This window comes from Frateuria defendens, from assembly GCF_001182895.1.
Taxonomy (GTDB): Bacteria; Pseudomonadota; Gammaproteobacteria; order Xanthomonadales; family Rhodanobacteraceae; genus Frateuria_B; species Frateuria_B defendens.
This window is the reverse complement of sequence record NZ_LFQR01000152.1, coordinates 1-12,063: the sequence shown is the minus strand read 5'-3', so window position 1 is coordinate 12,063 and position 12,063 is coordinate 1. Positions and strand designations below refer to the sequence as shown.

The window sequence follows — 12,063 nt, the reverse complement described above, 5'->3', positions numbered from 1 at the left end:
CCAACTCCTGCTGCTGCCGCTCTCGCTGAAGGAGTGGCTGCCGGAGGGCCACTTGGTGTGGTTCGTCAGCGATGCGGTGGATGCGCTGGATCTGGCGGCCTTCCATGCGCGCCATGCGGGCGATGGACGACGGCGTCAGCCGTTCGATCCGGCGATGATGGTCAAGGTGCTGGTGTACGCCTATGCCAGTGGGGTGTTTTCCTCGCGCAAGATCGCCCGGTCGCTGGAGCAGGACGTGGCCTTCCGGGTGCTGGGCGCGGACAACTTCCCGGCCCATCGCACGCTCCGGGAGTTTCGCCAGGTTCACTTGGCCGAGTTCTCGGCGCTGTTTCGTGCAAGTGGTGCAGTTGGGGCGTGATCTTGCCCCCGTTCCACGGACACCCGGATAAGCGATTCACTATCGCCATCTGGAGTGAGCAAGATGACCAAGATCGCAGTTGGCGGCAGGGAGCCACCGCCGCCGCTCATCACGTACGGAGGCTCATCCTTTGCTGCTTTGGACCCTCCGCATGAATTCCCTGGCGGGCATCCAAAGTTATCGCAGGCAGGATTCCGGCAGAAGTTGACTTGCAACATACCGACGGGCGGCGGCACACGCTGTGGCCGCCTCGCTTCGTAGCCTTCGGCACGAAAAAGCCCCTGATGCTCGATCAGGGGCTAGGGTAACAACCTCGAAAACCAACAGCTAGTCGGAACGGCTAGCGCCATGCCGGGGCTTTTTTTTGCGCTGCCGCGGGGTGGGCCGCGCGATGCCGTTCACCCTGCCGCGCGGCGGCGGCGTTCAGGCCAGCCGGGCGAGCTTGACGACCTCCAGGGCGGCGCGGCCTTCGAGCGCCGCGGCCAGGGCGAGGAAGGCCGGCGCCCGCTCGTGCGCGGCCAGCGCGGCCTCGTCGCACCAGCGCTCCACCATCACCAGGCGATGCGGATCGGCCAGGTCGCGGTGCAGGTCGTACTGCTCGCAGCCGGACTCGGTACGCACCGCAAGCACGGCGGCGGCCAGGGCCTGTTCGACGGCTTCGAGGAACGGCGGCGCGGCCACGATGGTGGCGACGACGATAAGGGGCGCGGTCATGGCAGATCTCCGTGGGATGCCGCGACATGTTCGATCCCCCGGCGGCGGCGAAAAACGGGGCCAGCGGACAAACACTTTTCGTACGGCCGCGAAAATGGCCCGGAACGCCCGGCCGTCGCGGCGGCCGGGCGTTCGCCGCTATCGAACGTCAGCGCAGCCCCGTCTCCGCCCGCGCGATCACCAGCCGCTGGATCTCCGAGGTGCCCTCGTAGATCTCGGTGATCTTGGCGTCGCGGAAGTAGCGCTCCAACGGCATCTCCTTCGAATACCCCATGCCGCCGTGGATCTGCACCGCCTGGTGGGTGATCCACATCGCTGCCTCCGAGGCGGTGAGCTTGGCGATCGAGGCCTCGGTGCCGAAGCGCCCGCTGCCGCTGCGCTCCGCCTCGCCCTTGGCCCAGGCCGCGCGCAGGGTGAGCAGCCAGGCCGCGTCGAGCTTGCACTTCATGTCGGCGATCTTGGCCTGGGTCATCTGGAAGCTGCCGATCGGCTGGCCGAAGGCCTTGCGGTCGCGCGACCACTGCAAGCTGGCCTCGTACGCGGCGCGCGCGATGCCCACCGCCTGCGAGGCGATGCCGATGCGCCCCGCATCGAGCACGCCCATGGCGATGGCGAAGCCCTTGCCCTCCTCGCCCAGCAGGTTCTCCTTCGGGCACACGTAGTCGCTGAGCTCGATCTCGCAGGTGGCCGAGGCGCGGATGCCGAGCTTGGGCTCGGTCTTGCCGGCGTGGAAGCCCGGCTTCTGGGTGTCGATGATGAAGGCCGACACCCCCCGGGCGCCGACGCCGGGCGTGGTGAGGGCGAACAGCACGAGGTAGCGCGCCACGGGGCCGGAGGTGATCCAGCTCTTCTTGCCGTTGATCACCCAGTCGCCGTCATCGTTGCGGCTGGCGCGGGTGTGCATGGCCGAGGCGTCGGAGCCGGACTGCGGCTCGGTCAGCGCGTAGGCGCCGATGGCCTCGCCGGTGGCGATGGCGCGCACGTAGGTCTGCTTCTGCGCCTCCGTGCCGTGCTTGAGGATGCCGTTGCAGAACAGCGAATTGTTCACCGACATGATGGTGGAGGTGGCGGCATCCGCCGCGGCGATCTCGATCATCGCCAGCACGTAGGCGATCGGGTCCATGCCGGCGCCGCCGTAGGCCTCCGGCACCTCGATGCCCATCAGGCCCAGCTGGCCCATCTCGCGGATGTTGTCGAGCGGGAACTCGCCCTTGGCGTCCAGCTCCGCCGCCACCGGTGCGATGCGCCGCTGCGCGAAGTCGCGCGCGATGGCCTGGATCGACAGCTGCTCTTCGGTGAAGCGGAAATCCATGCGTGGCTCCGGGGGAAGGGAGGGAATCGGGCGGCAAGTCTAGTCGTGGGCGGCGCGAAAGCTTTTGTGCGCAGCGGAAAAGGCGCGCACGACGCCGCCGGCCGCGCCCGTTCCTTCTCCGTGCCAGCCCGCCCATCACCCACGCCTTGACGCCTTGCAACGCAAGGCCTAGCCTTTATCATCTTTTTATCGCGATAAACGGATACTCGATGGATCTGGCGACCGCCTCCAGCGTGCTGCGCCTGCTGGCCGATCCCACCCGCGTGCGCCTGCTGGCCCTGCTCGAACGCGAGGAGCTGACCGTGGCCGAGTTGGCCGCGGTGCTGCACCTGGCGCAGCCGCGCGTGTCCACCCACCTGGCCAAACTGAAGGAGTCCGGGCTGGTACGCGACCGCCGCGCCGGCGTCTCCGCCTACTACCGCGCCAACAACGAGTCCGACGCGCACCAGCACGCCCTGCTCGGCTCGCTGCGCGAGAGCATCGACGACGCCCTGCTGCGCGAAGACGCCGCGCGCCTGCCCGGCGTGCTCGCCCAGCGCGCCAGCGAGGAAGGCTGGGCCGACACCGTGGCCGGCGACATGGAGCGCCACTACTCGCCCGGCCGCACCTGGGAGACCCTGGCCCGCTCGCTGCTGCAGCTGCTGGAAACCGGCGACGTGCTCGACATCGCCTCCGGCGACGGCGTCACCGCCGAGTTGCTGGCGCCGCACGCGCGCTCGATCGTCTGCGTGGATTCGAGCGAGCGCGTGGTGGAGGCGGCCACGCGCCGGCTGGCCCCGTTCGCCAACGTGGAGGTGCTGCACGGCGACATGCAGGCGCTGGAGCTCGGCAAGCGCCGCTTCGACCTGGTGCTGATGCTGCATGCGCTGACCTACGCCGAGCATCCCGCCAAGGCGGTGGCCGAGGCTGCGCGCCTCTTGCGGCGCGGCGGCCGCCTGCTCGCCGTGACCCTCGGCAAGCATGCGCACCGCGCAGTGGTGGAGCCGTTCGACCACCGCAACCTCGGCTTCTCGCACGAGGAACTCGGCGACCTGGCCCGCCGCGCCGGCCTCGACGTGATGAGCTGCACGCGCCTGAGCCGCGAGCGCAAGGCGCCGTATTTCGAAGTGATCAGCCTGCTGGCCCGCAAACCCTAAAGTGCCGCCATGAACAACACCCTGCCCTGGCTCCACCCCGACCGCGTCGCCCGCCTCGAAGACACGCTGCGCGAACGCATCCTCGTCCTCGACGGCGGCATGGGCACCATGCTGCAAGGCCACCGGCTGGAGGAAGTCGACTTCCGCGGCGAGCGCTTCGCCGACGGCCACGACCATGCGCACGGCCACGCCCACGACCACCCCGGCTGCGAGCTGAAAGGCAACAACGACCTGCTCTCGCTGACCCGCCCCGAGATCATCCGCGGCGTGCACGAGGCCTACCTGGAGGCGGGCGCCGACCTGGTCGAGACCAACACCTTCAACTCCACTCGCATCAGCCAGGCCGACTACGGCCTCGAGCACCTTGCCTACGAGCTCAACCGCGAAGGCGCCCGGCTGGCCCGCGCCGCCTGCGACACCTACACCGCGCGCACGCCGCAGCAGCCGCGCTACGCCATCGGCGTGCTCGGCCCGACCAGCCGCACCGCTTCGCTCTCGCCCGATGTCAACGACCCGGGCTTCCGCAACGTGAGCTTCGGGGAACTGGTGGCCAACTACGTCGAGGCCGCGCGTGGCTTGCTCGACGGCGGCGCCGACCTCGTCATGGTCGAGACCATCTTCGACACGCTCAATGCCAAGGCCGCGCTGTACTCGCTGGCCGAGCTGTTCCGCGAGCGCGGCGCGCGCGTGCCGCTGATGATCTCCGGCACCATCACCGACCGCTCCGGCCGCACGCTTTCCGGCCAGACCGCCGAGGCGTTCTGGTACTCGGTGCGCCACGCGCGCCCGCTCTCGGTGGGCCTCAACTGCGCGCTCGGCGCCGAGGACCTGCGCCCGCACGTGCAGACCCTGGCCGAGCAGGCCGAGTGCCACGTCAGCACCCACCCCAACGCCGGCCTGCCCAACGCCTTCGGCGAGTACGACGAGACGCCCGCGCACATGGCCGCCGTGATCGCCGGCTTCGCCCGCGAGGGCCTGCTCAACCTGGTCGGCGGCTGCTGCGGCACCACCCCCGCGCACATCCGCGCCATCGCCGAGGCGGTGCGCGGCGTGGCGCCGCGCGCGCTGCCGGGTGCGCTGCGGGAGGCCGCGTAATGCCGCGCCCCTGCCGCCATCCGCGCCCTCTCCCCGGCGGGGAGAAGGCGCCAGCACAGCTGGCCTACCGTCCCCTTATCGCGATCCCCTCCCGGCAAGGGCGGGGGGAAAACGCATGAGCACACCCCGCTACACCCGCCTCGCCGGTCTCGAACCGCTCGTCCTCACGCCCGACCTCAACTTCGTCAACGTCGGCGAGCGCACCAACGTCACCGGCTCGGCGCAGTTCAAGAAACTGGTCAAGGAAGAGCGCTACGAGGAAGCCGTGGAGGTGGCGCGCCAACAGGTCGCCAACGGCGCGCAGATCATCGACGTCAACATGGACGAGGGCCTGATCGACTCGGAGGCCGCGATGGCGCGCTTCCTCAACCTGATCGCCGCCGAGCCCGACATCGCCCGCGTGCCGGTGATGGTGGATTCCTCCAAGTGGAGCGTGATCGAGGCCGGCCTGCGCTGCCTGCAGGGCAAGGGCATCGTCAACTCGATCTCGCTGAAGGAAGGCGAGGAGGCCTTCCTCGAACACGCGCGGCTGGTGCAGCAGTACGGCGCCGCCGCGGTGGTGATGGCCTTCGACGAGCAGGGCCAGGCCGACACCGGCGCGCGCAAGGTGGAGATCTGCTCGCGCGCCTACGCGCTGCTCACCGAGCGGCTCGGCTTCCCGCCCGAAGACATCATCTTCGACCCCAACATCTTCGCCATCGCCACCGGCATCGAGGAACACGACAACTACGCGGTGGATTTCATCGAGGCCACCCGTGAACTGAAGCGCCGCTTCCCGTGGAGCCACGTCTCCGGTGGCGTCTCCAACGTGTCGTTCTCCTTCCGCGGCAACAACCCGGTGCGCGAGGCGATCCACTCGGTGTTCCTCTACCACGCCATCGCGGCGGGCATGGATATGGGCATCGTCAACGCCGGCGCGCTGGCGATCTACGACGACCTCGACGCCGAACTGCGCGAGCGCGTGGAAGACGTGGTGCTCAACCGCCGCGCCGACGCCACCGAGCGCCTGCTGGCGATCGCCGACCGCTACAAGGGCAAGAAGGGCGAGGCCCAGGTGGAGAACCTGGCCTGGCGCGAGAAGCCGGTGCGCGAGCGCCTGGCCCACGCGCTGGTGCACGGCATCGACCAGTACGTGGTGGAGGACACCGAGGAAGCCCGCCAGCAAAGCCGCCGCCCGCTCGACGTGATCGAGGGCCCGCTGATGAGCGGCATGAACGTGGTCGGCGACCTGTTCGGCGCCGGCAAGATGTTCCTGCCGCAGGTGGTCAAATCCGCCCGCGTGATGAAGAAGGCCGTGGCCCACCTGATCCCCTACATCGAGGAGGAGAAGGCGCGCAGCGGCGACGCCGGCAAGAACAACGGCACCATCGTGATGGCCACGGTCAAGGGCGACGTGCACGACATCGGCAAGAACATCGTCGGCGTGGTGCTCCGCTGCAACAACTTCGAGGTGATCGATCTCGGCGTGATGGTGCCGGCGCAGAAGATCCTCGACGCCGCGCGCGAGGCGAACGCCGACATCATCGGTCTCTCCGGCCTCATCACGCCCTCGCTGGAGGAAATGAGCCACGTCGCCAAGGAAATGCAGCGGCAGGATTTCCACCTGCCGCTGATGATCGGCGGCGCCACCACCTCGCGCGCGCACACCGCGCTCAAGATCGAGCCGCACTACAAGGCGCCCACCGTGTGGGTGAAGGACGCCTCGCGCGCGGTGGGCGTGGCGCAGTCGTTGGTGAGCCGCGAGTTGGTGGACGCCTTCATGGCGAAGATCCGCGCCGAGTACGCCGACATCCGCGAGCGCCACCGCCACCGCGGCCCCGGCAAGACCCTGGTGCCGCTGGAGAAGGCCCGCGCCCAGCGCTGGACCTGCGACTGGGCGGACTACGCGCCGCCGCAACCGCGCACGAGCGGCCTCACCGTGTTCGACGACTACGACCTCGCCGAGCTGCGCGGCTACATCGACTGGACGCCGTTCTTCAACGCCTGGGAACTGGCCGGGCGCTTCCCCGCCATCCTCGACGACGACGTGGTCGGCCGACAGGCCAGCGAGCTGTACCGCGATGCGCAGGCCATGCTCGACCGCCTCATCGCGGAGAAATGGCTGCACGCCCGCGGCGTGATCGGTTTCTGGCCCGCATCGGGCGTGGGCGACGACATCGTGGTCCGCGGCGCCGACGGCAGAGCGCTCGCCACCCTGCACCATCTGCGCCAGCAAGTCGACAAGCCCGTCGAGCGCCCCGACTTCTGCCTGGCCGACTTCGTGGCACCCAAGGACAGCGGCAAGGCAGACTGGATCGGCGGCTTCGCCGTCACCGCCGGCATCGGCATCGACGAGCACGTGGCGCGCTTCGAGGCGGCGCACGACGACTACTCCGCCATCCTACTCAAGGCACTGGCCGACCGCCTCGCCGAGGCCTTCGCCGAGCGCCTGCACGAGCGCGTGCGGCGCGAGTTCTGGGGCTACGCGGCGGACGAGGCGCTGGACAACGACGCCCTGATCGCCGAGCGCTACCGCGGCATCCGCCCCGCCCCCGGCTACCCCGCCTGCCCCGACCACACCGAGAAGGCCACCCTGTTCCGCCTGCTCGACGCCACCGCCAGCACCGGCATCGCGCTCACCGACAGCTACGCCATGTTCCCCACCGCGGCCGTCTCCGGCTGGTACTTCTCTCACCCGGACAGCCAGTACTTCGTGGTCGGCCGCCTCACCCGCGAACAGGTCGAGGACTACGCCCGCCGCAAGGGCTGGAGCCTGGAGGAAGCCGAGCGCTGGCTGGCGCCGAACCTGGACTACGACCCGGAGTAGCTACCTCGAACCTGCCTCGCCCGATGGAAGCCCATCGGGCCGGCCGCAAACGCCTACCGTAGCTCGTCCGCCCAGCTCGGTGGTCGCTCGGCCTCAACTCTCTTCCGGACCACCCGGCCGCACCGTTTCCGGCTTGTGTCGCCGCAGGTGCGCGAACACGTTGTAGATCGACACGATCATCGGGAAGGCGGTCTGAATGATGCCCACCGAGTCGTTCTTGCCCCAGATGAAGTACACCAACGTGAGCAAGCTTCCCGAGACCGACAGGTACCAAAACATCATCGGTACCACCACTTTCTTCTGCTTCTTGGTAGCGTAGAACTGCACGAACCATCGTGCCGTGAACAGGAAGGTGCCCAGGTAACCGACCAGCTTCCACGGCGTGATCGTGATCATGTGCAACTGGGCCAAAACTTCGTGCATGGCAGAAACCATCCAAAAAAGAGAGCACGATTGTATCAATCCCCTCCTTTCGTCCCCGCCGTCTCTGCAAGCTTCAGGGAGAGCTTGACCCGCCGCACCAACCCCCGTATAGTTTCGCGCTCCCGGCGGGCGGTTAGCTCAGCGGTAGAGCACTGCCTTCACACGGCAGGTGTCACAAGTTCGATCCTTGTACCGCCCACCACCGAATCGACGAAGAAGGGCCCGGCATCGCCGGGCCCTTCTTCGTTTCCGGTGCCATCGTCCCCCAGACCGCAAGCCGGGCGAGCGCGCCGTTTTTTTCGCAGCCGTTATTTCGCGGCGCTCACATTCATGAACATGATGCGCCGACTAAAGGCCATAGGCTCAATTAAACAGCCATCGGCCCAACCATAGGCCGGACGACAGCCTGAATATTTTTCAAGAAAAGACGACCGATTCTATCGACGTAAATCGATGTTGGATCGAGTAAGCGCCCGCGGATCGCCGCAAGGCGCATGCCATGGTTAATCCACACACTTCAATTGTCATCGCCAGCTTTTTCTCGCCCATTCCAAATGCAATTCAAGCAAGCCGGCATAATAGGCGCGCCATTATGCTGCGAATGATGTCGCCGCATCTTTCCGGATCATGCCCTCGCTGGCTCTCCGCGGATTCATTCGCCCCACAACCTGCGGCTCGCGGATCGCCCAGGATCGGCGCCACAACACGGTCTACGGGGCTCCACCGGCAACGGAGCCGCCCTCGCCCCGCACCTGACTCTAAGGCCTCGCGCGCACCGCATTGCAATATCTCCATCAGGGAAGGCTATTGCCGCCCCGCCCCTCATCAACGCCCGCCATTAATCCTCCGGTCGACATCGTGAAACGGCATCGCACCACTACGGAAAAAATTACAACCCAAAACAGACCCCCAAACAGCCAAGACAAACTGATCCATAAGCCATAATTCAGGCGGCCGAAAAGCCTATCGGAATCCATCGCTGCATTGACGGCAAATGCACTGGCCCTTATCTAATCTCACGCAATGCGCCATCCGATCGCGGCGCTAGGGAGCGGGGGATATCCGAATTTCGCTACATGCGTGTCATAGCGCGTGCAGCGGAGGTCGTGCCGGCGCGACGAAAGCCGCTGTTTCGCGCCAATGCAGGCCAGGACGATAGGGATGGGCGCACATGCAATATTCCCGGGTGGCTCTCGCTTGCTTGGCAGCGGCCTGCGCCTCGGCGCTGGCGATCGCGATCCTCTACCGTTTCGCCCGCGCCTGGGGGCTGGTCGACCACCCCGACGCCCGCAAGCAGCACGTGGGCGACATTCCGCTGGTCGGCGGCCTGGCTGCGCTGGTCGGCGTGATGGCCGGGGTGCTGCTGGACGGCGATGCGCAGCTGTTCGTCCGCACCCTGCTCGGCACCGCCGCGGTGCTGGCCCTGGTCGGCGCGCTGGACGACCGCTACAACGTGAGCGTGCGCACCCGCCTGCTGGTGGAGGCGGCCGCGGTGCTCACCATGATCGCGGTCACTGGCGTGCACATCCACACGCTGGGGCACCTGTTCGGCTACGAGTTCGAGTTGGGCGTGTTCGGCATTCCGCTGACCGTGGTGGCGGTGATCGGGCTGCTCAACGCCTTCAACATGATGGATGGCATCGACGGGCTGGCCGGCTCGCTGGCCCTGGTGAGCATCGGCGCGATGCTGGTGTACCAGGACGCGCTGCAATGGCCGCGGGTGATCGTGCTGGTGCTGCTGGCGGCCGCCCTGCTGCCCTACCTGGTGGCCAACCTGGGCCTGGTCGGGCGCAAGGTGTTCCTCGGCGACGCCGGCAGCATGCTGGTGGGCTACATGCTGGCGTGGTCGTTGATCCGGTTGAGCCAGGAGCCCTCGCACGAGCTGTCGGCCATCGACACGCTGTGGTGCGTGGCGCTGCCGGTGCTCGACACCCTGGCTGTCATGGTGCGGCGCCTGCGCGAGGGCAAGTCGCCGTTCAAGCCGGACCGCGGCCACATCCACCACATCATGCTGCGCGCTGGCCTGGGCCCGCGCGCCACGCTGGCCGCGCTGGTGGCGCTGGCGGTCGCGCTGGCGCTCACCGGCATGCTGACGCACTCGCTGGCGCCGGGCAGCAACCTGCTGGCCTTCGCCGCGCTCGCCGACATCTACATCACCCTGATGTGGCGCATCTGGCGCAAGCAGCAGCAGGCCAGCCCGGCCGAAGCGGCCCCCGCCGCCTTGCCTTCGCCCGCGCCTACCAGCGAACTGCTCGGCGCCGGCATCGCCCCCTTCCCCACCCCGCTGAGCGAGCGCATGGGCACGGGCTACGAGCGCAAGAAGAAACCGCCGGGCGGCGCCGCGAGGTCCTCGAAGTAGGCATCGCCGCCCTGCGGGGCATCGATGGAAAAAAGCCGGCCGCCTCCTGGCGGCCGGCTTCACGCATGGCTGCGGCAAGCGCCCGGCCCCGGACATCCGGATCCGGCACGACAGATCGCGACCGCCCATGCCCCGCGCGCAGGCCGGCAGGCCGGACCGCACGCGGCGCCCGTCGTTTTACGGCGTGTACTTGTTCCCCGAAACGGAGATGTTATAGGCAGAGCTGGCCACCTGCAGGTCGCGGGTGGAGCCGTTGGCGCCCTGCGTGTAGACCGACAGGCCACGGCTCAGGAAGTAGTTGGCGCTGTTGTAGGTCATGGTGTTGCCGGTGATCTGGAAATCGTGCGAGGTGCGGGTGATGCCCACGCCGTCCAGGCCGTTCACGGTGATGGTGTTCGCCGAGATGGTGCCTTTGCTCGGGCTGCCGGTGTAGATGCCGAAGCCCTTGTTGGACTTGATCGTGCTGCCCTTCACCACCAGCCCGCTGACGTGGTCGTGCACTTCCAGGCCGTTGCCCTGGTTGCCGGCGAGGGTGGTGTTCTCGATGCGGATGTTGGTGCTGTTGCCCTGCGTCTGCGGCTCGATGTCGATGCCCGCCTCCGGCTTGGTGCCGTTGGTGTTGCTGAAGGTGCTGTTGACCACGTAGACGCGGTCGGCCGGGGTGATCGAAAGGCCCTGGCGGCGGTTGCCGGTGGACACTACGCGGTTGATCGTCACGTCGGCGGAGGCGATCGCGCTGCCGGCGCTGCCGATGGCGCCGACGTAGAGGCCGTCGCCCCAGAACTCCGATGCCTCGATGTCGTGCACGTAGACCTTGCTCGACGCGAGGATGTTGATGCCATAGCCCCACTCGCCGGTGCTGCCGCGGTGCTTGGCGCGGTCGCCGACGATGCGCCCGCCGGTGATCTCCACGTTGTTCACCTTCCACGCCTTGATCAGGTAGTAGCGCTCGCTGCCGTTGGGAATGACGTTGAGCTGGGCGGTGGAAGCCAGCTGCAGGCGCACGTGGGAACGCAGGCTGATCGAACTCTGCGCGTTGATCATGTAGATGCCGGAGGGGATCACCACGGTGCCGCCGCTGCTCGGCAGCGCGTTGATGGCGGCCTGGATGGCGGCTGTGTCGTCGTGCTGGCCGTCGCCGCGGGCGCCCTTGTCGCGGACATTGATGGTGGTGGAGCCGATCGACAGCGAAGGCGTCGTTCGCCACCAGTCGGCGGCGGCGGCCGGCAGTGCGGTGGCGGACAAGCTGAGGGCGGCTAGAGCGAAAAGGAGCGGCTTGCGGAAGGTCTTGATTCGGGCCGCGGGGAGACTGGCGGACCTGGCATGGTTCGTCTTCTGTTCGATCATCGAAAAAAAGCCTTATGTGGTCATGGAGTTAGCATCCTTGTCGAAAAAGGGTGAATAACTTCGTCACCTGAAGTTCACGCGGAAGATGCACGGCCTTCACAAAGCCAAGCAAGCTCGACCATACGGATTCGTTCAGCAAACTCGGCCGGAAGGCGCCGTCTGCGAAACCCCTGCCGCCAAATGTCATTTGGACGTACAGACGGCCAATGGCGCCGCTCATGCGGCGCTCACGAACCACCATGCAAGGCATGGCCCGGGGATGCCAGATGGCGTCCTGTCGCAGGGCGGGTGGGACAAAAAATCCGGGATGGTTCACGCGCCTTCACGGCTGGGCGTGTGCGGAAGGCATGGCTTGCGTGGTGCTTGGTCTTCAAGCTACGGCGGGCCAGATTGGCGAGCATGCTCTTTTTTCCGCAAACTGGCGGCGTTTCAGCATGCTTCTGTGCGGCTTCGTCGTACTTTGGTCGGCCGTTGGGCGGGAGTGAAGCTCCTCCGCAGGCTGGCCGGCCTTTG

At 67.4% G+C, this 12,063-nt stretch carries 8 protein-coding genes, 1 tRNA gene and 1 pseudogene; 6 read left to right on the top strand and 4 right to left on the bottom strand.

Annotation, left to right across the window (positions count from 1 at the left end; all coding sequences use genetic code 11):
* Window positions 1-359, top strand: a pseudogene (locus ACH65_RS16930) (transposase); the annotation flags it as partial.
* Between the two features lie 422 nt (window positions 360-781).
* On the opposite strand, the gene ACH65_RS16925 reads toward ACH65_RS16930, so the two are convergent.
* On the bottom strand, window positions 782-1,072 hold the full coding sequence (locus ACH65_RS16925) for a putative quinol monooxygenase (protein ID WP_049623805.1): 291 nt from the start codon (window positions 1,070-1,072) through the stop codon (window positions 782-784).
* Between the two features lie 148 nt (window positions 1,073-1,220).
* Window positions 1,221-2,384 carry an acyl-CoA dehydrogenase family protein gene (locus tag ACH65_RS16920; RefSeq protein WP_049623804.1) on the bottom strand — a complete coding sequence of 388 codons (1,164 nt, stop codon included), beginning with the start codon at window positions 2,382-2,384 and terminating at the stop codon, window positions 1,221-1,223.
* Between the two features lie 209 nt (window positions 2,385-2,593).
* Here ACH65_RS16920 and ACH65_RS16915 point away from each other — a divergent pair, with 209 nt between their 5' ends.
* From ACH65_RS16915 to metH, 3 genes are all read left to right on the top strand, one after another.
* Entirely contained in the window at window positions 2,594-3,520 is a 927-nt protein-coding gene (locus ACH65_RS16915; protein WP_049623803.1) for a metalloregulator ArsR/SmtB family transcription factor, read from the top strand.
* Window positions 3,521-3,529: 9 nt separating this feature from the next.
* A complete protein-coding gene (locus ACH65_RS16910) occupies window positions 3,530-4,615 on the top strand; it encodes a homocysteine S-methyltransferase family protein (protein WP_049623802.1) in 1,086 nt (361 codons plus the stop codon).
* A 115-nt stretch (window positions 4,616-4,730) separates the two neighbouring features.
* Window positions 4,731-7,421, top strand: a complete 2,691-nt coding sequence (metH, locus tag ACH65_RS16905; RefSeq protein WP_049623801.1) for a methionine synthase — start codon at window positions 4,731-4,733, stop codon at window positions 7,419-7,421.
* A gap of 93 nt (window positions 7,422-7,514) precedes the next feature.
* On the opposite strand, the gene ACH65_RS16900 is transcribed toward metH, so the two are convergent.
* Window positions 7,515-7,844: a lipid-A-disaccharide synthase N-terminal domain-containing protein gene (locus ACH65_RS16900; protein ID WP_049623800.1), complete on the bottom strand. Its 330-nt coding sequence runs from the start codon at window positions 7,842-7,844 to the stop codon at window positions 7,515-7,517.
* A gap of 127 nt (window positions 7,845-7,971) precedes the next feature.
* Between ACH65_RS16900 and ACH65_RS16895 the strand changes: the two genes are divergently transcribed.
* Window positions 7,972-8,046 (top strand) — tRNA-Val (locus ACH65_RS16895).
* Window positions 8,047-9,015: 969 nt separating this feature from the next.
* On the top strand, window positions 9,016-10,203 hold the full coding sequence (locus tag ACH65_RS16890; protein WP_082190389.1) for an MraY family glycosyltransferase: 1,188 nt from the start codon (window positions 9,016-9,018) through the stop codon (window positions 10,201-10,203).
* Window positions 10,204-10,380: 177 nt separating this feature from the next.
* Here the strand turns inward: ACH65_RS16890 and ACH65_RS16885 are convergent, their stop codons facing one another.
* The gene (locus ACH65_RS16885; RefSeq protein ID WP_161805627.1) at window positions 10,381-11,448 is read right to left on the bottom strand and encodes a right-handed parallel beta-helix repeat-containing protein; all 1,068 of its coding nucleotides are present in this window, start codon (window positions 11,446-11,448) and stop codon (window positions 10,381-10,383) included.
* Window positions 11,449-12,063 lie beyond the last annotated feature (615 nt).